Origin of the sequence: Pseudonocardia hierapolitana, from assembly GCF_007994075.1 — a bacterium.
Lineage (GTDB): Bacteria > Actinomycetota > Actinomycetes > Mycobacteriales > Pseudonocardiaceae > Pseudonocardia > Pseudonocardia hierapolitana.
Map to the genome: position 1 here is coordinate 876,442 of NZ_VIWU01000001.1, position 25,320 is coordinate 901,761.

Sequence of the window (25,320 nt, forward strand, 5' to 3'; positions counted from 1 at the left end):
TCAGTCCTCACCGACCTGGTTGCCCCACAGCGCAGGGTCGTCGACGCTCTCGCGGGTGACGCGGGTGGCGACGAGGACGTCGGCGAGGTTCTCGCCGTCCTGCACAATCGTGGAGTTGTGGTCGGTCGGCCCCAGGGTGAAGGTCTCGCCTTCGATGGCCCGTTGGAGGTAGTCGGCGGACAGCGTCGCGTAGTCGCCGAGCCGGGCGGCCATGATGGCGTCGACGTGGCCGGCGCGCACCTGGTCGAGACCGAACGGGGAGCCGTCGATGCTGACGATCGGGATGTGCCCGTCCTGACCGGCGGGCACCAGCCTGCCGAGGCGGTCGAGCACCTCGATGACGCCGGGCAGCATCGCCGAGTCGCTCGCCAGGAAGATCGCGTTCACGTCGGGGTCGGTGCTGAGCACCGTCTGCGTCGCGGTGGTGGCCTTCTCCTGCGCCCACTGCGTCGGCCGCGAGACCACGGTGATGCCCGGGAACTTCTCGGCCATGCAGTCGTTGAAGCCCTTGCTGCGCTGGACGCCGATCACCCCGGCGAGGTCGCCCTGCAGTTCGAGGACCTTCCCCGTGCCCCCCATCTGCTCGCCGATCGCCTCGCAGGCGTGCCGTCCCTCCAGGACCGAGTCGCCGCGCACGGTGATCGCCACCTTGCCCGCGAGGGGGCCCTGGTCGACCGCGACGACCGGCACGCCGGCGGCCTCGGCGCGGTCGAGCGCCGGCTTGATCGCCTCGCTGTCGAGCACGACGATGAAGATCCCGTCGACGCCCTGGCCGAGCAGCGTGGTGACGTCGGTGATCTGCTTGGCGGGGTCGTTGTTCGCGTCTGCCAGCGGCAGCATCTCGAAGTTCCGCGCCACGGCGGCCTCCTCGAGGAGCCGGGCGAACGTGACCCGGTACTGGTCACTGATCGAGGTCGAGGAGTACGCGACCCGATGACCCGAGTTGCCGCCCGATCCATCAGAACCGTCCGCACCGCACGCCACGGCGGTGGCGAGCATCGCGGTCACGGCTGCGGCCGCGAGAGTGGTCCGCGCTGACCTGCTCATACCGGTTCCCTTCGCCGTGATCACCACGTGGTGATCACCTTTGTTATGCTTGTATTGCTTGTTGTTACCGGCTGTGCTGATTTTCTACCCGGTTGTTCCGGTACGGTCAACCCCAACTACGGCACAAAACCCTGTTCGGCGCCAGAAACCGCAGGTCAGCTACCGACACTTGTACCCAGAATTGTTTGCCCGACGGCACATTGTGCCCACAACGCGTGCGCATGCCGGTAGGCGCGGCCCCGCAGTGGGACCGCGCCTCCGGGCGAGGGCTGCTGGCGCCCCCCTGCTAGGCCGACACGGTGGTGGCACCCATCGGCTTCCACCGCAGGACGATCCGCTCGACCACTCCGACAGCGCCGAAGAACAGCAGGGCGAAGACGCCCGCCACGAACATCGACGCGTACAGCAGCGGCGCGTCGAAGTTGAACGAGGCTTGCACGATCAACGCGCCGATGCCCTCGGCGGAACCGATCCACTCCGCGACGATCGCCCCGATGACCGCATTCGTGGTGGCGATCCTCAGGGCTGCGAACAGGTAAGGCAGCGACTTGAAGAGTCGCAACTTGACGAACACCTCGCGGCGAGACGCCGAGATGATCCGGAACAGCTCGATCTCGTTGGCGGAGACCGACTCGAAGCCCTTGAGCATGTTGACCAGGGTCGGGAAGAAGCAGATCAGCGCGGCGATGATGACCTTCGGCGTCAGTCCCGATCCGAAGATCATGACCAGCAGCGGTGAGATCGCCACCGTCGGGATGGTCTTGGACATCACCGCGAGCGGGTAGACGGACCGCTCGAGCCGCTTGCTGTAGACGAAGCCCACGGCCATCGCGATCGCGAGGGCGTTGCCGATCGCGAAGCCCAGCAGGCTGGCCTGCGCGGTCGGCACCAGGTTGCGCAGGAGGACGCCCGACTCCTCGACCAGGCACTCGGCGATCACCGACGGCCGCGGGGCGATGTACTCCGGTATTCCGAACCGGATGCTGGCGAGCTCCCACACCGCGAGCAGGACTCCGACGACGAGGAGCGGGTCGACCCACTTCCGGTACGCGGTCCTGGCCCTCCTCGCCGGCGAGCGGCCTGGCGTGCGCTCGGTCATCGTCGCCATCGCCCTCACCCCAGCATGTTCCGCAGCTCGGCCGCGATGGCCACGAACGCGGGCGAGACGCGTACCGCGGGATCTCGCGGGTAGTCGAGCGGGATGTCCGTCAGCGTCCGGACGCCGCCGGCACCGGCTTTCATGACGAGCACCTGTTCGGAGAGGTAGACCGCCTCCGGCACGCTGTGGGTGACGAACACGATCGAGGTGCCGGTGTCCTGCCAGATGCGCAGGATCTCCTGGTTGAGCCGCTCGCGGGTGATCTCGTCGAGCGCACCGAACGGCTCGTCCATGAGCAGCAGGCGCGGCCCGGTGACCAACGCGCGCGCGATGGCGACGCGCTGGCGCATGCCACCCGAGAGCTCGTGCGGGAAGGCGTTCTCGCGGCCGCCGAGGCCGACGAGCTCCAGCAGCTCGGCGGGCGATCGTCCGCCCTCCGGGGTCCGCGCGCCGCGGATCTCCAGCGGCAGGGCGACGTTCTGGAGGGCCGTGCGCCACGGGAGCAGGCTCGCGTCCTGGAACACGAAGCCGATCTTGCGATCGGTGCGCGCCTCCCGTGGCGAGGACCCGAGCACGGACACGGTGCCGGCACAGGGCGGCACCAGGTCGGCGATGACCCGCAGAAGAGTCGACTTGCCACATCCGGAGGGCCCCAGGATCGACAGGAACCCACCGTCGCGCAGGGTGAAGGTGACGTCGCGGAAGGCGCAGAAGGTGCCGCGATCGGTCTCGAACTCGACGGCGACGTCCGACAGGGACAGCCCCGGTCGGACCGCCCGGTCGTCGAGGTCCGCTGCAGACAGCATCTCGCTCCGTTCCAGCTGGGTCACCGGGCATCCCCGGTGGCGTCGAGGATCGAGTTGTCCCGGACCGAGTCGATGTCCGGCGCCGGCTTCCCGCCGAACGCGTCGACCTTGGCGAGGAGATCGATCTGGCGCTGCCAGATGTCGTCGCTCATCGCGCCCCAACCACCGGTGTCGGTGGCCTCGGTGAAGGCGTACGGCATGAGAGCGGCGAGCCCCTCCGCCTCGTCCTCACGGTTCAGGTTCGGGTACGCCCTGACCAGGATGTCCACGGCCTCCTCGGGGTTGTCGTGCGCGAACCGCCACCCCCGGGCGAGCCCTCGGACGAACTTCTGGAGGAGCTCCGGATTCTCCTTGATCATTTTCTCGGTGGCGTAGTACGGCAGCGGGTAGAGCTGCACGCCGTTCTCCCAGAGCCCGATGAAGCCGTACCCCTCCGGCAGCTGGCGAAGCCAGCTGGCGTTGCTCCGCCAGGCCCCGTACGCGTCGACCTGACCGGTCAGCAGAGGCGTGATCTCGGTGCCGGTCGTCACGATCTCGACCTCGTCACGGGGGATGCCGTTCGCTTCCAGCAAGGCGTTGATGAGCACGAATCCCGTCGACGTCGCGCCGATCTTCCGGCCGCGCAGGTCGTCGGGGGTGTCGAGCCGGCTGCCCGGCATGGACACGTACCCGTAGGGGTGCTGCTGGGCGCCGACTGCGATCGCCCGGACCGGGATCCCCTGGGCGGCGGCGAGCAGCAGGGACGGGCTCGATGAGACCTGCCCGACGTCGGCCCTCCCGGACGCCACGAGCGCGACACCGTCGATGTTCGGCCCGCCGAGCTCGATGGCGACGTCCAGCCCTTCCTCGCGGAAGAACCCCTTCTCCACCGCGACGATCTCGCCGATGGACTGGGTGCTGGCGATCCAGCCGAGTTGGTGCGTCACGGGGACGAGGCCGTCGTCCGAGCCACCCGACGACCCGGACGGCCCGCCGCACGCCGCAACCAGGACCGAGAGCGCGATACCGAGCGCGACCGCAGCGGCACGCGGGAGACGACTGGGCTTGCACAGGTTCATCGTTGAACTCCGTCGATCGAGCCCGAAGGGATATCAATCTCGAGATTGTTCTGTTTGATTGTCCTGAAGGCGACACCTTTCTACCCTCTGACCCCAGCGGCGTCAACCGCCCGGCGAGGCCCGCACCTGCGCCTTCGGGCGGGCAGGGAACAAACCCGCCGGCAGAACGACGCGGGGAGCACGGAAGCGGTCCCGCCTTGTATCGATACAGCCGCGAAGCTCAGCTACGGCGTGAGCCGGGACCCCGTCCTGGCGTCCGCGCCGGTGGCTGCCAGGACGATCGCCTTCGATGCCGCGGCGATCTCGTCGGCGGTGGCCGAGCCGGAGTTCAGGCGCAGAAACCGCCCCGCTCCCGGGCGGATGAAGAACGGCTCCCCGGGGGCGACGAGGAAGCCGCCTCGCGCGACGTGCTCGGCGACCATGCTCGCGTCGCTGCCCGGTGGCAGCCTGATCCACGTGTAGAGGCCGTCATGGGCGTGCTGCACGGAGCCGCCGGCCTCCTGCAGTCCCTCCGCGAGGAGCTCCTCTGCTGCGGAGCGGCGCTCGGCGAAGGCGGCTCGCGCCCGACCCAGCAGCTCGGCGGTCTCGTCCGCGGCGAGCACCCTGGCGAGCACCCGTTGGGTCGTCCGCGACGTCCAGCCCTCGGTCAAGTACTTCACCTGGGCCAGGGAGGAGTGCAGGGTCGATCTCACCACGGCCGCCGCGATGCGCAGGTCGGGCGCGATGACCTTGGCGAAGCTGCGGACGTGCACGATCCGATGCGCAACGCGCTGGTCTGCGAGCAACGATCCGGGCCTGCTGGTGGAGCCGTCGGCGAAGTAGTCGTCCTCGAGCACCAGGACGTCCGGATGGCTCGCGACGACGTCCGCGAGCTCGCGCAGCCGCTCGGCGGACCACGTCGTGCCTGCCGGGTTCGACGCCCGCGGTGTCAGCACCACGAGCGCGGCTCCCCCTTCGAGCGCCGCCCGGAGGTGGCGTGGCAGCACGCCGTGCTCGTCGGTGGCCATGCCGACAAGGCCGCACCCGAAGCGTTCGAGGACGTCCATCGCCGCCTGGTACCCGGGCTCCTCGACTGCCACCGTGAGCGGCCAGTCGCCGGGACGGTCGCGGCGGAGCAGCTCGGTGACGAGCGAGAGGAACTGGATCGTCGAGCTGCCGACCATCAGATCGCTTTCGTCGACCGGGATCCCATCCTTCTCGAACAGGGCGAGCAGCTGCGCCACGAGTTCGGGCTCGGGATCGGTGCTGACCGGATACTGGATGTCGTCGACCGTGAGGCTCCGGACGACGGAAGTCCACGCGCGCTTGAGCACGGGAAGCGGCAGGTACTCGGAGTTCGAGCTGCCCCGCATCAGGTCGACGGCGTCGGGGTGCGCCCTGGTCAACCGGTGTTCGGTGTTCGCGAGCGCGCGCCTGCGCCAGGTCGCGGGCGCGCCGGGCGCGGCAAGGCTGACCGGAACGTCGGGGCGTTGGGCCGGCTCGGTGCCGCGCACGAACGTGCCTCGTCCCACCTCACCCTGCACGGCACCGTCCTCACGGAGTGCGCTGTAGGCGCTGACGACCGTGGTGACGCTGACCCCCAGCCGGGAGGCGAGTTCGCGAACGGTGGGGAGCTGGTCACCGGGCCTGAGCAGCCCGCTGCGCACCGCCTCGTGGATGAAGCTCGCGAGCCTCTGGTACCTCGCTCGCCCCCCGTCGCCGGTGGCGATGGCCCGCTCCGCATCGGCCCAGAGGTCATAAGTCACCTACATATTGTATCCCTAGGCAGCAGAACATCCTGCGGCTATGTTCTGCTCCCGTCGCCGCCGTGATACGTGATGGTCAGCGTCCGGCTCGGGGATGGGCGCGCGGGCGTCGAGTGGCATCGCCTCTCCTCCAACACTGCTGATCTCGCCCCCCGAACCCGGCCCCGCCGTGCCGGCAGCCGTCGTGTCGCGCGAGCCGAGCAACACCGACACGCAGCTCGCCGCGGCGGGTTGGCTCGCGGTCAGGGTTTGGGAGCACGAGGATCCCGGCGAAGCGGGCCCAATCATCAAACCTGACCGATCGTCCAAGTCCGCGGACCTGACGGATCGTCAAGGGGCCACGAGATCGAAGATCGCCGAGGACCGAGAATCCGCAGGTCAGAGCAGGTTCACCGCAGTAGAGGCATGTACATGACCCTCTGACCTCCCGCACAGCTCCGCACCCCTCGGACGTGACCTCGGCGTCGGTGAGCCGAAACCGCGCACCCGGGGTGGGCGCTCATTGCAGACGATCACCCACCTGCCATCGGGCCCAGCTCGACCATCCCATGGAGCGGCCTCGCCTGGTCACCCACGAATTCCGATCTTGATTCGAGTGCGGACGGGAAGCGATGCAAGCTGGATGAGAGACGCGTCCGATCCGGTACATCCGGTCCTCCGACATCGCGTCACGCCTCACCGGCGATTCGGCGCCAGATCCAGCTCGCCGGCACGTGCCGACCGGAGACGACGTACTCCCGCGCAGCATCGACCACCATGGTGGTGTCGAGCGCGCGACGAGCTGCGGGGCGACCGCAGAGCAGCAGCTCGTCGCCCGGAGCCAGGACGAGGTTGTCATCGGGCGTCAGGACACACTCACCGTCGCGCATCACCATCAGCACGACCGCGGGCAGCTGGACGTCGCGGTCGTCGGGGTCGCGCAGGAGATCACCGAGCCGGGCTTCGCCGGAGGTGAGCCACCCGATCGTGGCCGGAGCCTCGACCTGGTTCAGCCGGACTTTCCACAGCGCCCCCAGGCGCCGGCCGCACCGCTGCGTGATGCAGTCGACGAGGCGAGCCGCCCATCGGTCGCCGCGCGCGGGCACCTCCTGCAGGAACCGCCAGAGCAGCGGGGTGCTCAGCTGCGCGAACACCTCGTGGGCGACCACCTCCGTCGGGACGAGCAGGGAGTCCACGTCCATCGCCGCGAACAGCGGAGCGCTGGACGGGCGGTTCTGCCGAGCGGCGACGAACAGCCCGGCGTTGACCCGCCGGGCGGCGGCGATCAGTGAGAGGTTGCTGGTGTCGTTGTCCGTGCCTGCGACGAAGCCCACGGCGTCCGCCACACCCGCCTGCTGGAGCACAGCGGGTTCGAACGCGTCTCCCCGGATGATCCGGCTCGCGTCCCCGGTAGGGTCGGCGACCGGGTCGACGACGATGACGTCGAGGCCCTCCACGCTCAGGTCCTCGATCAGCTCCCTCCCCAGGCGGCCGTATCCGCACACCACCCATCGGCCTTCCCGGGGAGGGTGGCTCCTCGCGGGCAGCTCCGCTCCCGGACCGCTCTCCAGCCAGGTCATGAGCTGGTAGGACGCCGGTGCGCGCAGCGCGACCCGCAGGTGGTCGCCGAACCGGTCGAACGGGTTCACCACGGTCGGCGAGCCGACGGCCCGCATGCGCTCCGCGATCGCCGGCGACAGGGTGCGCGCGATCACCGGTAGGTCGGGGCGCAGCAGCGCCGCCGACATCGTCACCGCCAGGTTCGCCTCGTCGTCGTTGGTGAGCGCGAGCACCGCCTGGCAGTGCGGGTTGCCCAGGCCAGCCACACCGAGGTGGCCGGGATCGCGTGCGTCGGCCACCAGTCCCGGCACGTCCGCGTGGTAGGCGGCGAGCTCGAGGGCCTCGATGCGGTCCTCGTCGGCGTCGACCACCACGAACCGCTTCCCGAGCGCGTCGAAAGCCCCACCCAGCAGCTCACCGGTCCGCCCGTATCCCGCGACGAGCAGGAACGGCTCGCGCAACCGGGACACCTTGCGCGTGAAGTGCTGCAGCGCGAGTGCCTGCCGGAATGCCCGGTCCTGAACGAGCGCGAGGAGCGACCCGATGGCGTACGCCCATCCGATCACCGTCAGGTAAATCGAGACCGTCACCCATAGCCGCTGCGCGTCGGTGAACGCGTGGGGCAGCTCGCCGAACCCGATCGTCGAGGCCGTGTAGCTCATGAAGTAGAAGGCGTCGAAGACGGACATCCGCCACGGCTGGCCGTCCGCGGTCCGGCCGGGGACGAGGGTCAGGCCGAGGACGCTGATCGCGAAGATCGTGATGAGGACGATCAACGGTGCCCGCATCCGGCGCATGATCAGGAAGATCGTCGCCGACGCCTGCACGGCGGATGCGACAGGGATCCGCCTGCCCAGCCGGTGGGGGAGGTCGGCTTCCCGGCCGAACAGTCGGAACCAGAACGCGAGGAGTGGATTGCTCACCTCGCCCCCTATCTAACGACGGTGGAACGAGACGGTCTCCACGACGAGCAGCACCACCGACACGACATTGGCGAACAGCGCCCCGCCCGAGAGGGACACCACGCTCGCCATCATCGCCGGGGTGAGGCCCTCGCTGGAGATGTGCGCCGCGTACGTCCAGACGAACGCGGCGGCGATCAGCTGCAGGTCCGCCACCAGGCTCGTCGCCAGGTGAACGGCGCCGATCTGGGTGCGGTCGCCGAACTTCAACACCGTCGCGATGAGACTCACCACGACGGCTGCGAACAGCTCGTAGACGTTGTGCAGCGCGGGGTCGGCGATGTCGCCGATGAAGAAGCCGAAGTTGAGCGTGGCCGCGAGCAGCACGAAGAAGCCGAACACGACCTTCTCGAGGTTCACGGTCCCCGCTCGCCGTGGTGGCGTGTCCGCGAACGCCCGCCCGCGCGCCTCGGCGCACAACCTGCCGCTGAAATGCCGTTCACATCGGATTGCGGTCGAACAGCCGGACCGGACGGCTCAGACATCCTTTGCGGCGACGTGGGTGACCGGCAAGTGGAACTTGCGCCCGAGGCGCGCGGGCAGATCCTGGTGCAACCAGCGAGACAGGCGCACCGGGAGCGTCGACACGATGATCTCGTCGAACTCCTGCCTCCCGAGGGCGTCCTCGACCGCGCGCATCGGATCCGGGTCACACACCTCGCCACCAGCGGTGGCGCCGGCGGCGGCCAGCTCCTTCAGGGTCGCCTGGAGCTTGGCCTGCGCCAGCCGGCGAGCTTCCCCGGGTGGCCGCGGAGATCGTCGGGACCCCGCCGACGACCGGCATCGGCGGCAGCGCGGCGATCGACGCCAGGTCGCTCACCGGGGTTGCGGGCACCACGAGCCAGAACTCAGCAGGGCCATGGGCGACGCGCTCACTGATGAGATCCCTGAGTTCCTGGCTGCCGAGCGTCTGGTTCGCGACGACGAGATAGCGGTGCATGACGCCTCCGGGCAGGTTGTCGGGTGCGCCTGCCGCGGCGACCGCGGGACCGGCACCGGACTGGAGCACGGTACCGCTCATCACCCGACAAGAGAACGGGTGCGGACCGGCGGCGGCCGCCAGGAAGGCAGCGGGGCACGCCCGGTGAGCCGGACCGCCGAACATCTCCCGAAGGAATCTCCGAATCGGCGTCGGTCGCGTGGGGCGGGTGTAGAAATGCCCCATGGACGAGAAGGATCGGCCACTCTTCCTCGTGGTCAATATCAAACCAAGACTGAGCCGAATGGCGGAAGCCGAGGCGCAACTGCAGTCCCTCGAGTCGATCCCTTACGGCACATAAGGACGCGGCGATGCCCGATTCTCGTCCCTTGCTCCAGAGCCGACGCTGATCGATGGCCTTGGTGCCGTGCTCGGGATCAGTCCGGCGCTCATCGTGATCGTGTTGGCACCCGTTGTCGCCGATTCGCCGCGGCTGGTTCTGCTCTACCAAAGGCGGCTTCGGCGCCGCTCCGCGATGCCCTGCGGCTCCCTGATGCCGAGACTGCCCGGATCGCAAAGGTAGCGAGAGCCATGGGCCGGCGTCCGCGGCAGGGTTTGAACCTACGACCGCTCGGGTGTAAAGCGAGGGTGCACGTTCGACTAGACGAGTAAGTCCTAACGGCGTGCCGGCGGTGAACATGGCAGGAGGGTGTTGAAGGAGCCTGTCAGATGGGTTTGTGTAACAAGATCCTCTTGAGTTGAGGAGGAGTACACATATGACCATTACCGGTGATCCACGGGCTGGCCATCCTCTCGGCGCTGACGATGATGGCGCGCCGGTGACCGCGCGGGACGCGGTGAACAGCATGTTCGAACACGTCACCGCGAGCCGACCCCGACCGAGGGCCGGGCCTCGAGCGCCGACGCGCGACACCCAGCAAGAATTGTGGATCGGCTGTCGCGGCTCGAGTGAGGCCGCTGCTGGGTGACTCGCCGTGACCTGTACCGGTCACCGACGGTGGTGGGCCTCCATTCCCCCGCGGTCAAGCCGGCACTCCAGGTCGGTTGGTCCGGGCGGGCCTTGCCGCATCAGTGGGACGGGCATCGTCCGCCGCAGCGGAGCTTCGGCGGCGCAACGCCGGGGCCACAGCCCGCTGCGCGGCGAACAGCGCCAACCCGGTCGCCGAGCACGCCACCCACAGCGCGGTTCGCCCAGCGTGGTCGAGCAGCACGGTGCCGAGCAGCGGCCCCAGCACGGCGCCCACGCTCCACGTGGCGGAGGCGACGCCCATGTATCGGCCGCGCAGGTCGGCCGGTGCGAGGTCGGCAAAGGCGGCGCCGAACATGACGGAGACGCCGATCTGGCCGAGGGTCCACACGAGGATCGACCCGGCATGGCCGGCGCCGCTCTGCACGACAGCGCCGAGTCCGCCGCCGATGCCGACCAGCAGCATCGAAACCGCCAGAACCGAGGCCGTGTCGCGGCCGTCGAGCAGCCGTACGGCAACCGGTTGGACGACGACGATCACGATCCCGTTCAGGGCGAGCACCGCACCGTATGTCCCTGGACCGTAGCCGTCACCGGCCATGACGAGCGGGAGCGTCGAGAACGTCTGCAGGAACATCGTGAAGTAGACGACGTGGATCGCCGCCATGGCGAGCATCACCGGATCGCGCACCAGGACTGGTAGCACTGCCCGCCGGGTCACTGTCGGCGTCGGCGGACGGGTCTCGGGGACGTGTCGCCACACGATGAGCGCCGCGAGGACCGAGGCCGCTGAATTGACCCAGAACAGGATGCCGTACCCCTGTCGGACCAGGACCCCAGCCGCCACCGCCGAGACCGTGAAGCCAAGATTGGCCGCCCAGAACAGCAACCCAAAGGCACGGATCCGCTCCTGCGCGGGCAGGTCCGCCACGGCAGCCGATCCCACCGGGCGGAACAACTCCGCCGTCAGTCCGACACCGACGGCCGCCGCACAGATCGCCGCCATCGTTTCCGCTGAGCCGAGCGCGACCAGCGCGACAGCTGTGCCCAAGAACCCGACCAGCATGGTGTGGCGGCGACCGATTCGGTCGCCCAGCCAGCCGCCCAACAGCTGCGACCCGATATCTCCTACGCCGACCGCCGCGGCCACCGCCCCGGCTGTCGTCGGCGAGAGTCCCCGCTCCTGGGTCAGATAGAGCACCAGGAACGACCGCGCCAGCCCGCCGGCTCGACTCACGAAGTGAGTTGCCGTGAGCGCCCAGACCAGGCTCGATGGCCGGGGCCGCGCGCGAGGCGACCAGGGCTCGATTCCCTGGGTGGCAGGCGCCTGTGTGCTGGTGGCTGTCATGTCACCGACGTTAGATCCGCGTTTGCTTCGGGAAAAACGATTGTTCTCGATCAAGTCGATCGCCAACAGCGATGCTCAAACTCCCGACCTCGCGCGCGAACCGAGCTTCACCCCGAGTGCGTCAGCGCACCGACCAGCAGACCCGCGTTCCGCCCGACACCCCACCCGGCTGACGGGTCGGGTCGCTCCTGCCGGTCCCACTGAGCCTCCTCACCCCGCGGATGCGCGATGATCGCGACATCCCGGCCGCGAGTGACCTGGCACGGCTCGAAGTGCGGGCGCAGCTGAAGCGCACGGAATCGCCGCGGTCGGCGACGGATAGGAGCCGGTGAACCTCAGCTCGACCACCTCGTCGAACAACGTCGACGCCCGCGAGTGCGGATCATCCGCAAGCCGCACCCGGCAGTAGGCAGGACGCGATGGGCAGCATCAGCAACACCGTTACGCGACGACCGCGACCCCTAACCCGGCCACGACCGCGGCCGCGGGTCTCCGAATCAACCCATGAGGTCGACGCCCGGCGCGCATGCGCGAAGCTCGACACGACGCCGACGCTGGCTCGCGTTCCCCAGCTGATCATCCCCACGCCGGCCCGGCACGGACCTCACAGTCGCGGAAATCTGTCGCAAGTAGATGGTCGCTGCCCGTTCGATCCTCGCGAGTTGATGTGGAGGACCCGGTCGCTGCGCTCGAGGGCGTCGACGGCCGCGGCGTCCACGCGGTAAAGGTCATCGCCCCGCACGACACAGAGCACGATGTCGGCCAGGTGCCGCGGCGAACCGCCCACCTCCGACTCCTCCACCACCCGCTCGCTGATCGCGAAGCCCGCCTCGGGGGTGAGCAGGTCCTCGACCACCTCGACGACGCTCGGCGTGGTGGTGGCCATGCCGAGCAGCCGGCCCGCCGTCTCCGCGGACACGATCACCGAGTTGGCCCCGGACTGCCGCAGCAGGTGCACGTTCTCCGACTCCCGCACCGACGCGACGATCCGCACGTCCGGGGCGAGCTCGCGGGCCGTGAGCGTGACGAGCACCGCGGTGTCGTCGCGGTTGGTGGCGACGATGATCGCGCTGGCCTGCTGGAGGCCGGCGATCCGCAGCACGCTGGAGCGGGTGGCGTTGCCGGTGACGGTCACCAGGCCGAGCGCGGACGCGGCGTCCAGCTGCGCGCTGTCTCTGTGTTCAGCAGGTCTGCGCGACCCGTCGTACCCGGCCGGAACTCGGTGAGGTGCCGACGATCTCGGCGAGCCGGCATGGAAGGTGTCAGCCGAGGCCGGATCGGGCGATGACGTTGGTGATGCTGATGTGAACGGCGGTGAAGCCTTCCTGTACGAATGACTCAGCGATGTCCCCTGCGGGTTGAGAGGGGTAGTAGCGGTCCGCGATGCCCGCGGCGACGTGTTTGACCTGGTCTGGTTCGGCGGAGGTTCGTGCATGTCCTTCGACGGTCACGAAGCTGTAGGGTTGCCGCTCATCGCTGACGCAGACTGCAATGCGTCGATCACTGGCCAGACTCTTGCTTTTCACGCTCCCGGGCGATAGGGCGAAGGCGAGTTCATCACCGTCGAGAATGAAGCAGACCAGAGTGACATGGGGTCGCCCGTCGGCGCGGGTGAGGGCTATGTGGGCAAGCCTTGTCCGGGCAGCTGCCGGGTGCGGGGCCAAGTGCGGTCGGAGCTTCTAGAAGCGCCAGCGGGTGGCACTGAACCCGTCCGCCTTACCGAATGCGAACACCTGCGCCAGCTCAACCGCGTAGACGTGCCGAGGATCTTTGAGGTCGATATCGGCCGGATCGTAGAACTCGCCATCTCTGACGAACGGATGCCACCACGGATACTTGACCGGAAACAGGTCCGCAACTTTCTGCAGTCGGGCTGCGTTCCGAACGAGATGGGCGGTGCCTTCGAGAACCAAGTCGACATCATGACCGGCCACTGTGACCGAGCAGCCGTTGTTCCGCACGAGGTTGCGGGCCTTGCGAGCCTGCCGGAAGGTAGCGAAACAGACCGATCCTTCGAGCCATACTCCCAGCACCGGCACCACGTGCGGCCGCCCATCCGGGTCGGTGGTCGCGAGCAGGAAGTCGTCCGCCTCGGCCACCCGCGTTCGTACGTCCGCCCAACCGAGCGCCGTCAGGGGTGCGCCGCGAGGGCTGGACAGTTGCCCGGGCGTCGGCTCCGACTCTGCCATGCACCGCTCCTTCGTGAGTAGCCGCTAAAGGGTCCGGACCAGGTTTGGCAGCCCCTGAGCGCGGCCGAGACGTCGGTTTCCGACCGGCGCTGCGGCCACGGTCGGTGCGCCGTAGGTCGTCATGTCCACGACGCTATGCGCGCCGGCGCATTGAGAAAAGCGATGATCTCCGATCAAGTCGATCGCCATCGGCTATGCTTTGGCTCGTGGGCGACCTCGAGCTGCGCCACCTGAGGACCATGGCTGCGATCGCCGAGGAAGGAACGTTCGGGCGAGCAGCTGCCCGGCTCGGCTACACCCAATCGTCGGTGAGCCAGCAGATCGCCGCGCTGGAGAAGGCCGTCGGTGGCGCCGTCTTCGACCGGCCCGGAGGTCCTAGGCCGGTACGGATCACTCCCCTCGGCGAGGTGGTCTTGACCCACGGCCGAGATCTGCTGACGAAATCCGAGGCGCTGGCCGACGCCGTCGATCGCTTCAGGGCGGGTAACGGCCGGATCGACATCGGCACCTTCCAGAGCGTGTCCAACCTCATCCTGCCGGCCGTCGTGCGCCAGCTGCTGGACGAGCACCCCGGCTGCGACATCAGGCTGTCCGAGGTGGAACCCGAGGATCCGCAGATCGGAGATCTCGACCTGTTGTTCCACGACGGCCGGATCGGGGGCGACGTCGAGCACGTCAAGCTCCTCGACGAGCCGTACCTCCTGGTGGCCGGCGCCAGCGCATTCCGCGATGGTCCAGTATCGGTGAAGCTGCTCGACGATGCTCCGATGGTCGCCTGGCCTCCCACCTATCACCAAAGATGGTTGGAGCGGGCGCTCGCCGGCTACGGCGCACAGCCACGGATCGTGTTCCGAACCGCCGGCCACGAAACAATCTTGTCAATGGTGCGGGCGGGCATAGGCTCGGCAGTGCTGCCATGGCTCGCCCTCCACGGTTCCGATGCCTGGTCCGACGACCGACTCAGCATCCACCAACTGCGACCATCGCCCACCCGCGAGATGTACCTGCACTGGCCGGCCGAGCGCACCCAATCGCCGCTCGTGACCAGAGCCATCGACATCGCCGTCGAAGCCGCCAACGAGCTCGCCGACCAGATGTGACATCAGACGAGTTCCGATGTGCTGGCTCCGGTAGTCGCGGCACAGAGAAGCTGGTGGAGGTGTCGGCGAGCCGACCTCCACGGCATGAGCACGCTTCGCCAGGCAGCGCGGCGACTTCCTGATTCGCTCACAACGCACCCGCCGCGCGGTTTGTTCGGCCCAAGTCGACCACGGAGCGTGGTGATCAGTCTTCGGTGCGACTGAGCTTCCCCGGTTGGCCGGAGTCCTCGTTAGCTGTGATCGTCGTGCCGCTGGGCGCGGTGGTAGGCGTCTTCGTATTCGTCAGGGGACAGCCCGCCGCCGAGTCGGCGACGCTACGAAGGTCCGGGGTCGTGCGAACTGCTGGATCGGTCACGTGGTGGTTGACCGATCGACCGACCGATCCGGCGGCGCCCGCGGCTCCCGATACTCGGCGCGTGAGCCGTTCCGCACGCTCCAGCGTGATCGAGAAGCCCGACTTCACCGGGCTGCGCGCGACGTACATCAACTGCACCCTCAACCGCTCCCCCGACCGCAGCCACAGCCAGGGCGTGATCGACCGCAGCGTCGCGATCATGGAGGCGAACGGGGTCGGCGTGGACCAGATCCGCGCCGTCGACCACGACATCGCCACCGGCCTACGGCAACCAGCGCACGGCCTGGGACGCCGGTTCCCACCCCGACAACGCCAACCCGGAGTACCGCTGACCGGGCGCGACAGCCGACTACGAGGAGGACGTCACATGATCGTCGTGACCGACAATCGCTCTGCGAACCGATTCGAGGCTCGCGACGGCGAGACCTTGGCCGGTTTCGCCCAGTACGCACGCACATCGGAGCTTCTCGCCTTCGTGCACACCGAAGTCGATCCCGCCTTCGAAGGGCGTGGGGTCGGCTCATCGCTGGCCCGCGAAGGCATCGCATCGGCGCAGGCGGAAGGGCTCCGAGTGCTCGCGGTATGTCCGTTCATCGCCGGCTGGCTGGCACGCCACCCGGAACTCGCCCATCTCGAGTACCGGGCCCCCAGCAAGGTCACGGACTGACGGCGCTCCTACGGAGGTGACGGCCCGTTCGCGCCCGTCGAGATCGCTGGCCACCGTCCTCGACATCGCGCTCGGACGGAACGGCACTGAGCTCGATGGCGATGCGCTCGTCGTCGGCGAGCGCGGCTCCCAGGTTCTGCTGTGGTGACCACGGGGTGACCTCGTCCCTGGTCTGCATGCTGGGCCGGCACGGCCGCCCGGATGCCCCACCCCCGCATCACGGGGGACAACTCGACGCTACGAAGCGTCGTGACGCTGCGCGTCGGGACCCTGCGTTGCCGCGACGCACGACAGCCGCCACCACCGCGTGGTGCCACGAAGGACGTGACGACCGATGACAACACCGTCGACGACGAGCTGGCCCAGCCTGCGGGTCTCGGACTGGACCCCCACCCGCGACACCCTGCACATGTGGACCCAGATCGTGGGCAAGATCCGCATGGCCCACGCCCCGCTGCTCAACCACTGGTGGCAGGTGACCCTGTACGTCAGCCCGCGCGGGCTGACGACGTCGACCATCCCGCACCGCACCGGCGCCTTCGAGATCGAGTTCGACTTCCTCGGCCACCGGCTCGAGGTCCGCAGCAGCAACGGCGGCGTGCGGAGCCTCCCGCTCCGGCCGATGCCGGTCGCCGAGTTCTACACCCGGATCCTGGACATGCTCGACCAGCTCGGGATCGAAGCACCGATCCGACCGCACCCCAACGAGGTCGACCCGGCGATCCCCTTCGCCGAGGACCACGTCCACGCCTCCTACGACGGCGAGGCGGCCGCCCTTTTCTGGCGGCAGCTGCTGCAGGCGAACCGCCTGATCGGCGAGTTCCGGTCGCACTTCGTCGGCAAGGTCAGCCCCGTGCACTTCTTCTGGGGAGGCATGGACCTCGCCTGCACCCGCTTCTCCGGGCGGTCCGCTCCGCCGCACCCCGGCGGAGTGCCCAACTGCGGGGACTGGGTCATGGTCGAGGGCTACTCCCGGGAACTGTCCAGCTGCGGGTTCTGGCCCGGCGGCGGCGAGGAAGGCGCCTTCTACTCCTACGCCTACCCCGAGCCCGACGGGTTCGCCGATCAACCGATTGGCCCCGAAGGCGCGTACTTCAGCACCGAGTTCCAGCAGTTCCTGCTGCCCTACGAGGTCGCGCGCGCCGCACCCGACCCCGACCGCGCGGTCGCGGAGTTCCTCCACACCACATACGAAGCCGCCGCGGACCGCGGACGCTGGGACCGCTCCGCGCTGGAGGACGACCCCTTCCGGTTGGCGTGATCACCACAGCGATGTGTGCACCACCGGGCGTCTGCCGTCGCCGAGGTCCGGATCGGGAAGGACGGTGTCGGGGTCGACGAGTGTGGTGGTGTGGCCGTCGAGTGTCAGGCGGCGCAGTGCTTCGAGGATCATGCGGCGGCCGACGTCGCTGAATCGATCGACGCGTGTGAGGTCCAGCGTCACTGTGGAGGTGCTGATCGCATCGCCAGACAGACGATCGAGGATCGCCTCAGCGCCGGGGAAGTGGATCACTCCCTGGATCTCGTAGACGGTGGTATCGCCCTCGACCGTGGCCCCGCGGACGGCGGTGATCCCGTGGGGTTCGGCTTCCATCAGGTGCATCCCCATGTCGCGGGACAGACGTTCGCAGATCGCGACTCCACGCACGCTGTTTCCGTGCGTGTCCAGGCGGGGCGAGACCGTGCCGAGGCCGAGCTCCCCCGGCAGTGCTCCCATCAGGCCGCCGGCCACGCCACTCTTGGCGGGAATGCCGACCCGGACCAGCCAGTCGCCGGCGGCGTCGTACATACCGCAGCCAGCCATCACCGCCAGCGTCCGGCGCGCGACGGCGGGGGGAACGACCCGGTTCCCGGTGACGGGCTGGACGCCGGCGTTGGCCAGTGTCGCGCCCATGACGGCGAGGTCCCGGACGGTGACCCGCACAGCGCATTGTCGTGTGTAGCCGTCCACGACGGACTGTGCCGTGTCGGCGATGACACCGTAGTTGCGCAGCATGTGCACGATCGCGAGGTTGCGGTCGGCGGTCTCGATTTCGGAGCGGTAGACCTCCTCGTCCACGGTCAGGACGCGGCCGGCGAGCTCGGAGAGGAACTCGACGATGCGGGTCACACGGTCCTGGGTCGTCGCGTCGTCGCCGGCCAGGAGGTGGTGGACTGCGAGCGCACCGGCATTGATCATCGGGTTCTTCGGGCGATGTGTGTCGCCTTCCAACGACAGTTCGTCGAACGCCTCACCGGAGGGTTCAACACCCACGGTCGCATCGACGGCGTCGGCGCCGCGGTCGATCAGCGCCGCCGCATAGGCGAAGGGTTTCGAGATCGACTGGATCGAGAACTCGACTCGGTCGTCGCCCACCGAGTAGGTCCGCCCGTTCGGGATCGTCAGCGCGACGCCCAGAACGTTCGGGTCGGCGTCGGCGAGCTGCGGGATGTAGTCGGCCACGGCGCCCGCCCGGTCGTCGCGCAGGCTGTCGAGGATCTCGTGCAGGTAGTCGGGAACGGGGTTTCGCACGTGCGTCTCGTTTCCGATCTCGTCGAACGGCGACGTCGCAGCCGGTGGCCCGGTCAGACCATCGGGTTGCCGCTGTGACCGTCGGTCGTCATCCCGGCGCCGCTGGTCACCACGAACGTCATTCGCGTGTCAGATTCGTAGGTCAACCGCGCCTGCAACTGGCCGAGGTTCGCCGCGAAAGTCTTGCCGACGAGCTGAGCTGCCATGACTGGACTTCTCCCTACGCGGCGGTCGGTGACACCCGGTAGAAGTACGGGCCGATACCGTTCTGGGCGATCCCGATCAGCAGCGGGCCGATGTCCTCGATCTGGCGGGCCATCTCCAGCCCGCCGACGTGGATCGGCTCGAACCCGGCGTCCCGGTTGAGCCGGTCGACGAGCTCGCGGATCTCCGGCTCCGCAGCGACCAGGTTGCCCGGGGGTGTCGCCTGCGCCGCCAGCTTGGAGTACTCCGAGGCGAAGTTGGCGCTGAACGACTTCGCCACCGGGCCGCCCGTGAGGGACCGGACGAGGTGCGCGTTGGACTCGTGGCCGGGGTCGCGGGGGCCGTAGACGTTGGTGGCGTCGACGGCAGGTTTGCCGGCGATGCCGGTGACCCGGGCGAGTGCGTCGGCGACGCTGTCGCCGGGGACGGCGACCACGAGGACATCGGCGTCGGTGCCGTCGCCGCCGTCGCGGCCCAGAGCGGTGACGGTGTGCCCGGCCGCGGTCCACAGCGCGGCGAGGCCACCTCCGACGTTGCCTCGGCCCAGAACGGTGATCTTCACACATGTTCCTTTCTCGCTCGGAACGGGGAGTGGTCGTGTCGGTCGACCACGCCGTTCCGGGTAGACGAGGTGCTGGATCTCCGGGAACTCGCCGAGCTGGCGGGCGTGACGGAGTCGATCAGGATCGGTCACAGCAGCGGCTCCCCTTGTCGTCCGAGCTGCATGCCGACACTCGGGCCGGCATCCCGGGGGGCTCGCGGGAACGCTACGCGAATCCGGGTCCGTCCGAATCGGGCGCGCAATCGGTCATCGGTACACGGCAGGCTCAGTCACCGGCCGCGCTGAGCCGTAGGCCCCCCGCGAAGTCGATCCGGGCCAGCTCGGCACGGGAGGTGATGCCCAACTTGGGGTAGACGTTGGCCAGGTGGTGGCCGACCGTGCGCGGACTGATCAACAACTGTGCCGCGATCGCCCGATTGGTCAGGCCGTCCGCGGCCAGCCGCGCGACCCGCAGCTCCTGCGCGGTCAGCCCGGCTGCGGTCGCAGCATCGGGCACGCGGGGGGCGGTGGGCCGTTCGGTCAGGGCCTGCTCGCGCAACGCCCGCACTCGCAGCGGTTCCGCACCGAGGCGTTCGAAGATCTCGGCTGCCGCGGCGAGCTGGAGCCGGGCATCGGCCCGGCGGCGGGCCCGCCGCAGCCACTCCCCGTACAGCAGCCGGGTGCGGGCGAACTCGAACGGCTGCCCGCCCGCCCCCGCGACGTCGAGGGCGGCTCGGAACGAGGCCTCGGCCGCCGATCCGCTGTGGACGAGGGCGCGCAGGCGGTGGCAGGCCGTGCGGGCCCAGGTCGCGCCCGTGCGCTGCGCCCAGTCCTCCACCAGGACGACCTGAGCCTCGGCGACGTCGGCGTTCCCGACCTGCACCGCCGCCTCGGCGGTGTCCACGGCGGCGAACAGCGCGAAGGTGGGGTGAGCGCACTCGTGGCCGGGCTCGGCGAGACACAGCAGGTCGATCAACGCGTCCTGGGGACGACCGTCGAACAACGCCGCCCGTCCGCGGTGCCAGTACGCCGATGCGCTCAGCGCGCGCACCCCGCGCGGAACCGAGATCTGCAGGACGTGGGTGGTGTGCTCGGCGACGGCGCGGCCGTCACCTCGCGCGGCGACCAACGACCCGAGGGACGAGTGGCACTGCGTCGCCACGTGATCCGCCCCGACCTCCTCGGCGAGCAGCAGCCCCTCGGCGGCCGCGGCCTCGGCCGCATCCCACCGGCCCGCAGCGAGGTCGAGGACCGCGGTCTGGGAGAGCACCACTGCCAGTGCGGCGAGCTCGTGCCGACGCCGCAGCTGTGCGGCCTGCACGCGCAGCACGTCGAGCAGCCCACCCTCGATGCCCCAGGCCTGGACCAACGGCACGGGCGGGAGCAGCTCCCACGCCGCGGTACCGAGGCGACCGACCGTGTCGCTGGCCATGTCCAGGGGGGTCGGGGTGACCTCGCCGGTCTCGTCGTAGCAGGACCACCAGTTCCGCAGCACGGGCATCAGCTCCGACAGGGTGGGGTCACCGTCGGTGTCCACGGCCCGCACCTGCTGCAGCGCCTCCTGCTGGAGGTCGGGCCGACCGGCCGACCACGCGGCGCGGACCGCCACCGTGCCCAGCTCCACCGCGCGGCGGGTCTCGGGGACCACGGCCATGTCGCAGACCAGGTAGCGGTGGGCCCGCTCGGGCATGCCGTAGGCGAACTCGAGGATCCCGCGCAACCCGCCGCTCATCCGCGCGACGGCAGGCTCACCGCACAGGCGCTCGGCGTCCTCGAGCAGCTGCCGCGCTGCCTCGGCGTCACCGGCGGCCCACGCGGCGCGGGCGGCAGCGGCCAGCCGGCGCGCAGCCGCGGCCGGCGTCGGTGAGAGCTCCGCCGCCCGACGCAGCGTGCGAGCCGCCATCGGGCCCGCACTGCGTCGCAGGCACTGCTCGGCCGCTCGTTCCAGGAGCGCGGCGACGTCCTCGTCCACCCCGTCGGCAGCGGCGGCCAGGTGCCAGGCCCGTTCCGCGGTGGCATCCGTCGGCAGGGCGGCGGCCAGCGCCCGGTGCGCGGCCTGCCTCTCCAGGAAGGGGGCGCCGTCGTAGACCGCCGCACGGATCAGCGGGTGCCGGAACTCCAGCCGGGCCCCCGAGGCGCGGATCAGACCGGAGCGCAGAGCCTCGTCCCAGCTGGACGTGTCAACGCCCCATCCGGACCCGGCACGGTGCACGACGTGCCGGTCGCCCCGGTCCTCGGCGGCGGCCAGCAGCAGCAACGCCCGGGTCGACGGCTTCAGGGCCTCGACCCGCACGCAGAACGCCCGCCGCAACCGTGGCCCGACCGGCACCGGTCCCCCGGACGGCAGGAGGGGCGCATCGCCCTCGGTCTCGCGATCGAGGGTGGGCAGCTCGTGCAGCGCCAACGGGTTGCCCCCCGCCGCCCGGACCGTGTGGTCGACCAGCGCCTCGCCGGCGTCCGGCACGACAGCGTCGACCAGCCTGCGCGCGTCGACGTCGGCCAGGCCCACGATCTCGCGCGCCGGCAATCCCTCCCACGGTCCCGAGGCGGGATCCTCGTGCCCGGTCAGCAGCACCACGACCGGGTCCGTCGCCACTCGTCGCGCGAGGAAGCCCAGGCAGTGCGCGGTCGCCTCGTCGACCCATTGGGCGTCGTCCACCACGACGAGCACCGGACGTTCCCGGGCCAGACCGGAGACCAGTGACAGCACGGCTGCACCGATGAGGAACCGGTTGGTCGCATCCCGGCTCATCCCCAGCGCGCCGCGCAACGCCGCGGCCTGCGGGGCGGCGAGCGTCTCCACCCGGTCCACCACCGGCCACAGCAGCTCGTGCAGCGCCGCGAAGGCGAGCCCCGACTCCATCCGGGTGCCCCGGCACCGGAGCACGATGGCGTCGGACGCCGCCGCGACGGCGTACTCGAGCAGGGCGGTCTTGCCGATACCCGGCTCACCCCACAGCACGAGCGCGGAACCCGCGCCGCCCGCCGCCCGATCCAGCAGCCCGTCGAGGGCTGCCGTCTCGGCGCGCCGCCCGAACAGCTCCATGTCCCACCCCAGAACGTCCCGCCCGGCCGCTGTGGTGCGGCCGTTTCGAGGCTATAGCCCGATCTGCCCCATCGCGGGCGACCGATCGACCGGCCGATCCGGTGAGGGCCGCGGCGCCCGACACTCGATCCCGTGAGCCCTCCGCGCGGCCGGGAGCCGGTGTCATCCGTCGTTGCCGGGGAGCCGGTCGAGGACCCGTTCGAGCGCGGGTCCGATGACGTCGAGCTCGGCGTCGGTGAGCACGCCGATGAAGTGCCGCCGGACGGCGGCGACGTGCGCCGGAGCGACGGCGACGATGGCCGTCCGGCCTGCGTCGGTGAGCCGGACCATCGACCCGCGCGCGTCCTCGCCGCACTCCTCACGGGCGACCAGGCCGCGCTTCTCCATCCGCGTGACCTGGTGGGAGACCCGGCTGCGCTCCCAGCCGACCATCCGGCCGAGGTCACGCGCCCGCAACACCCCGCCCGGAGCCTCCGACAGCGGCACCAACAGGGTGTACTCCGCCCCGGACAGCCCCGCATCCTGGACCAGCTGGCGTTCCAGCACTGCGGTCAGCCGCTGCAGCACGCCGATCATCCCGCGCCACGCACGAGCCTCCCGCTCGTCGAGCCAGCGCGCCTCACCCATGCGCCGAGCCTATCAGCGATGTTGACGCGTCATCTAAATTCCGCCAAGGCGACCGGGCGCAAGAAGCTGATCATCGCCGGTCTCCGGACGGAGATCTGCCCCACCCCCACCACCAGCACCCGCGCGTAGCCGCCCGAGGGAACAGGACAGCGGCACATCTTGTTGACGCGTCATCCATTCTCGGCAACACTTGAAGGCTCAAGTTCCCTTGACATCCAGGAGCAATCCGATGAGCGACCTCGCGCTCGGCCTCGGCACCTTCGGTGACGTGCCCGAAGACGACTCCGGCGCCCCCGCCTCCCACGCCGAGGCGATACGCCAGGTCGTCACCGAGGCGACCCTCGCCGACGAACTCGGCGTCGACGCCATCTCGCTCGGCGAGCACCACCGACCCGAGTACGCGATCTCCACACCCGAGACCGTGCTCGCCGGCATCGCCGCCCGCACCTCCCGCATCCGCCTCGGCTCCGGCGTCACCGTGCTCAGCTCCGACGACCCCGTGCGCGTCTTCCAGCGCTTCTCCACGCTCGACGCGATCTCGTCGGGCCGCGCCGAGGTGATCCTCGGGCGCGGCTCGTTCACCGAGTCGTTCCCCCTGTTCGGCTACGACCTCGCCGACTACGAGGTGCTCTTCGAGGAGAAGCTCGAGCTGTTCGTCCAGCTCCTCGACGAGAAGCCGGTCACGTGGACCGGCACCGTGCGCGCCCCGCTCGAGCACGCCGACGTGTACCCCAAGACCGACTCCGGACGCCTGACCACCTGGGTCGGCGTCGGCGGTTCACCGCAGTCGATCATCCGCACCGCCCGCTACGGCCTGCCGCTCATGCTCGCCATCATCGGCGGCCCGCCCGAGCGGTTCACCCCGCTCATCGGGCTCTACCAGCGCGCCACCGACCGGCTCGGCACCACCGCATGGCCGGTCGGCATGCACTCACCCGGCTTCATCGCCGACACCGACGACGAGGCCAAGCAGATCCACTACACCCGCTACAAGGTCATCCGCGACCGCATCGGCGCCCAGCGCGGCTGGCCACCGCTGCGGCGGGAGGAGTACGACGCCGATGTCGAGCACGGCTCGTTGTACGTCGGCTCCCCGGAGACCGTCGCCCGCAAGATCGCCCGTACCGTCCGCACACTCGGCGTCGGCCGGTTCGACCTGGTCTACACCAGCGGCTCGCAACCGATGAGCGCCCGCCTGCGGGCCGTCGAGCTCTACGGCAGCAAGGTCATCCCGATGGTCCGCGACATCCTCGCGGAGACGACGTGAACACCACCATCGCGATCCTGGGTGCCGGCAAGGTCGGCACCGTGCTCGCCCGGCTCGCCGTCGCCGCGGGCTACCGCGTGCTCGTCGCCGGCTCCGGCGACCCGGCGAAGATCGCGCTCATCGTCGAGGTCGTCACGCCCGGCGCGACCGCCACGACCGCCGCCGAGGCGGCCGAGCAGGCCGACGTCGTCGTCCTCGCCCTCCCCCTCGGCAAGCACCGCACCATCCCCGCCGACGCGCTGCGCGGCAAGCTCGTCGTCGATGCGATGAACTACTGGTGGGAGACCGACGGCATCCGCGACGACCTCACCGACCCGCGCACCTCCTCCAGCGAGATCGTGCAGGCCTCCCTGCCCGAAGCCCGTGTGGTCAAGGCGTTCAACCACATGGGCTACCACGACCTCGAGGACGAAGCCCGCCCCGCCGCAGCGCCCGGACGCAAAGCGCTCGCCATCGCAGGCGATGATGCCGCCGACGTCGCCGCTGTCGGCCAACTCGTCGATGCGCTCGGCTTCGACCCCGTCGTCGCAGGCCCGCTCGCCGAGGGCGTCCGCTTCGAGCCCGGCGCCGAGCTGTTCGGTGCGAACGCCGACGCCGACGAGGTCCGCGCCATGCTCGAGCGTTTCCCGGGCTCCCCGCGCGGCCGTACCGTCGCGCGAGCGCGCTCGGCCGGGTCCGAGGAACACGCCTTCGGGACCAGCACATGAGCAACACCGAAACGGTCCCGGTCGAGCTCACCTGCGCTGGCGGCGCGCCCGGCACCGGAGCGGTCGAGGTCCTGCCCGCACGGGAGGTGCCGCTCGGTGGCCCTCGGGCGATGACGGTCCGGCGCACGCTGCCGCAGCGCAAGCGATCGCTGATCGGCGCATGGTGCTTCGCCGACCATTACGGACCCACCACGGTCGACCGCAGCGGGGGTATGGACGTGCCCCCGCACCCGCACACCGGCCTGCAGACCGCGACCTGGCAGCCGACAACCGCTACCAGATCCGGGTCGACGGCGCGCCCGCCGGATTCACCGAGTTCCGCGACCGGGACGCACAACGGGTCTTCATCCACACCGAAATCAGCGAGGCGTTCCAGGGCAAGGGCTTGAGCTCCGTGCTCATCGAACGAGCCCTGACCCACACTCGTGAGGAAGGCAAGCGCATCGTTCCGGTCTGCCCGGCCGTGGCTCGCTACCTCGCGAAGCACGACGGGCTCACCGACATCACCGATCCGGTGGACCGCGACGTCCTGACGTGGCTGGCCGCAGGCCGGTAGCCGGAACCACCCAGCAACGTCCGTCCCGGCGCTTCCCA

General features: G+C 69.8%; 24 protein-coding genes and 2 pseudogenes. 8 read left to right on the forward strand and 18 right to left on the reverse strand.

Translation table 11 applies throughout. The features are described from left to right. The 13 genes and pseudogenes from FHX44_RS04265 to FHX44_RS04325 form a co-directional block, all read right to left on the reverse strand. Positions 1-1,047, reverse strand: a complete 1,047-nt coding sequence (locus FHX44_RS04265) for a sugar ABC transporter substrate-binding protein (RefSeq protein ID WP_147254264.1) — start codon at positions 1,045-1,047, stop codon at positions 1-3. 286 nt (positions 1,048-1,333) lie between these two features. Next, positions 1,334-2,155: an ABC transporter permease gene (locus tag FHX44_RS04270; protein ID WP_147254265.1), complete on the reverse strand. Its 822-nt coding sequence runs from the start codon at positions 2,153-2,155 to the stop codon at positions 1,334-1,336. A 5-nt stretch (positions 2,156-2,160) separates the two neighbouring features. Then, a complete protein-coding gene (locus FHX44_RS04275) occupies positions 2,161-2,952 on the reverse strand; it encodes an ABC transporter ATP-binding protein (protein WP_147254266.1) in 792 nt (263 codons plus the stop codon). 20 nt (positions 2,953-2,972) lie between these two features. Further along, complete coding sequence (locus FHX44_RS04280) at positions 2,973-4,010, reverse strand: ABC transporter substrate-binding protein (RefSeq protein WP_147254267.1); 1,038 nt, start codon at positions 4,008-4,010, stop codon at positions 2,973-2,975. Between the two features lie 224 nt (positions 4,011-4,234). Next, the gene (locus FHX44_RS04285; protein ID WP_147254268.1) at positions 4,235-5,755 is read right to left on the reverse strand and encodes an aminotransferase-like domain-containing protein; all 1,521 of its coding nucleotides are present in this window, start codon (positions 5,753-5,755) and stop codon (positions 4,235-4,237) included. 668 nt (positions 5,756-6,423) lie between these two features. Then, positions 6,424-8,217 (reverse strand): NAD-binding protein, encoded by a 1,794-nt coding sequence (locus FHX44_RS04295; protein WP_147254269.1) that lies wholly within the window; start codon positions 8,215-8,217, stop codon positions 6,424-6,426. Between the two features lie 12 nt (positions 8,218-8,229). After that, a complete protein-coding gene (locus FHX44_RS04300) occupies positions 8,230-8,616 on the reverse strand; it encodes a DUF6394 family protein (RefSeq protein WP_147254270.1) in 387 nt (128 codons plus the stop codon). A 117-nt stretch (positions 8,617-8,733) separates the two neighbouring features. Further along, entirely contained in the window at positions 8,734-8,895 is a 162-nt protein-coding gene (locus FHX44_RS41935) for a hypothetical protein (protein WP_170308767.1), read from the reverse strand. 10 nt (positions 8,896-8,905) lie between these two features. Next, positions 8,906-9,421 (reverse strand): hypothetical protein, encoded by a 516-nt coding sequence (locus tag FHX44_RS04305; protein ID WP_147254271.1) that lies wholly within the window; start codon positions 9,419-9,421, stop codon positions 8,906-8,908. A gap of 797 nt (positions 9,422-10,218) precedes the next feature. After that, positions 10,219-11,577 carry an MFS transporter gene (locus FHX44_RS04310; RefSeq protein WP_246170204.1) on the reverse strand — a complete coding sequence of 453 codons (1,359 nt, stop codon included), beginning with the start codon at positions 11,575-11,577 and terminating at the stop codon, positions 10,219-10,221. A gap of 538 nt (positions 11,578-12,115) precedes the next feature. Continuing rightward, a pseudogene (locus tag FHX44_RS04315) lies at positions 12,116-12,685 on the reverse strand (potassium channel family protein); the annotation flags it as partial. An 88-nt stretch (positions 12,686-12,773) separates the two neighbouring features. Next, the gene (locus FHX44_RS04320; protein WP_147254272.1) at positions 12,774-13,175 is read right to left on the reverse strand and encodes a PPOX class F420-dependent oxidoreductase; all 402 of its coding nucleotides are present in this window, start codon (positions 13,173-13,175) and stop codon (positions 12,774-12,776) included. 15 nt (positions 13,176-13,190) lie between these two features. Continuing rightward, entirely contained in the window at positions 13,191-13,700 is a 510-nt protein-coding gene (locus FHX44_RS04325) for a pyridoxamine 5'-phosphate oxidase family protein (protein ID WP_147254273.1), read from the reverse strand. Positions 13,701-13,906: 206 nt separating this feature from the next. Between FHX44_RS04325 and FHX44_RS04330 the strand changes: the two genes are divergently transcribed. The 4 genes from FHX44_RS04330 (at position 13,907) to FHX44_RS04345 (ending at position 17,083) form a co-directional block, all read left to right on the forward strand. Beyond that, positions 13,907-14,800, forward strand: coding sequence for a LysR family transcriptional regulator (locus FHX44_RS04330; protein ID WP_147254274.1), 894 nt, complete (start codon positions 13,907-13,909; stop codon positions 14,798-14,800). Positions 14,801-15,216: 416 nt separating this feature from the next. Then, a complete protein-coding gene (locus FHX44_RS43105; protein WP_246170205.1) occupies positions 15,217-15,822 on the forward strand; it encodes a GNAT family N-acetyltransferase in 606 nt (201 codons plus the stop codon). Between the two features lie 16 nt (positions 15,823-15,838). Continuing rightward, a complete protein-coding gene (locus FHX44_RS43745; RefSeq protein WP_281287869.1) occupies positions 15,839-15,970 on the forward strand; it encodes a hypothetical protein in 132 nt (43 codons plus the stop codon). A 186-nt stretch (positions 15,971-16,156) separates the two neighbouring features. Then, positions 16,157-17,083 carry a DUF5996 family protein gene (locus tag FHX44_RS04345; protein WP_147254275.1) on the forward strand — a complete coding sequence of 309 codons (927 nt, stop codon included), beginning with the start codon at positions 16,157-16,159 and terminating at the stop codon, positions 17,081-17,083. Here FHX44_RS04345 and FHX44_RS04350 read toward each other — a convergent pair whose 3' ends face one another. The 5 genes from FHX44_RS04350 to FHX44_RS04365 form a co-directional block, all read right to left on the reverse strand. Beyond that, entirely contained in the window at positions 17,084-18,334 is a 1,251-nt protein-coding gene (locus tag FHX44_RS04350) for a glutaminase (protein ID WP_147254276.1), read from the reverse strand. Between the two features lie 53 nt (positions 18,335-18,387). Next, positions 18,388-18,540 (reverse strand): MoaF-related domain-containing protein, encoded by a 153-nt coding sequence (locus FHX44_RS41940; RefSeq protein ID WP_170308768.1) that lies wholly within the window; start codon positions 18,538-18,540, stop codon positions 18,388-18,390. Between the two features lie 14 nt (positions 18,541-18,554). After that, positions 18,555-19,100 (reverse strand): NADPH-dependent F420 reductase, encoded by a 546-nt coding sequence (locus FHX44_RS04355; protein ID WP_147254277.1) that lies wholly within the window; start codon positions 19,098-19,100, stop codon positions 18,555-18,557. Positions 19,101-19,365: 265 nt separating this feature from the next. Then, positions 19,366-22,125 (reverse strand): helix-turn-helix transcriptional regulator, encoded by a 2,760-nt coding sequence (locus FHX44_RS04360; RefSeq protein ID WP_147254278.1) that lies wholly within the window; start codon positions 22,123-22,125, stop codon positions 19,366-19,368. Positions 22,126-22,287: 162 nt separating this feature from the next. After that, positions 22,288-22,752, reverse strand: a complete 465-nt coding sequence (locus FHX44_RS04365) for a MarR family winged helix-turn-helix transcriptional regulator (protein ID WP_147254279.1) — start codon at positions 22,750-22,752, stop codon at positions 22,288-22,290. A gap of 229 nt (positions 22,753-22,981) precedes the next feature. Here FHX44_RS04365 and FHX44_RS04370 point away from each other — a divergent pair, with 229 nt between their 5' ends. From FHX44_RS04370 to FHX44_RS04385, 4 genes and pseudogenes are all read left to right on the forward strand, one after another. Further along, positions 22,982-24,019 (forward strand): LLM class flavin-dependent oxidoreductase, encoded by a 1,038-nt coding sequence (locus FHX44_RS04370; RefSeq protein ID WP_147254280.1) that lies wholly within the window; start codon positions 22,982-22,984, stop codon positions 24,017-24,019. Next, complete coding sequence (locus FHX44_RS04375; RefSeq protein ID WP_147254281.1) at positions 24,016-24,726, forward strand: NADPH-dependent F420 reductase; 711 nt, start codon at positions 24,016-24,018, stop codon at positions 24,724-24,726. The genes FHX44_RS04370 and FHX44_RS04375 overlap by 4 nt, the downstream gene beginning before the upstream one ends. Further along, a pseudogene (locus tag FHX44_RS43110) lies at positions 24,723-24,986 on the forward strand (pirin family protein); the annotation flags it as partial. The gene FHX44_RS04375 and the pseudogene FHX44_RS43110, both read left to right, overlap by 4 nt. Next, positions 24,887-25,282: a GNAT family N-acetyltransferase gene (locus tag FHX44_RS04385; RefSeq protein ID WP_147254282.1), complete on the forward strand. Its 396-nt coding sequence runs from the start codon at positions 24,887-24,889 to the stop codon at positions 25,280-25,282. The pseudogene FHX44_RS43110 and the gene FHX44_RS04385, both read left to right, overlap by 100 nt. Positions 25,283-25,320: the final 38 nt, after the last annotated feature.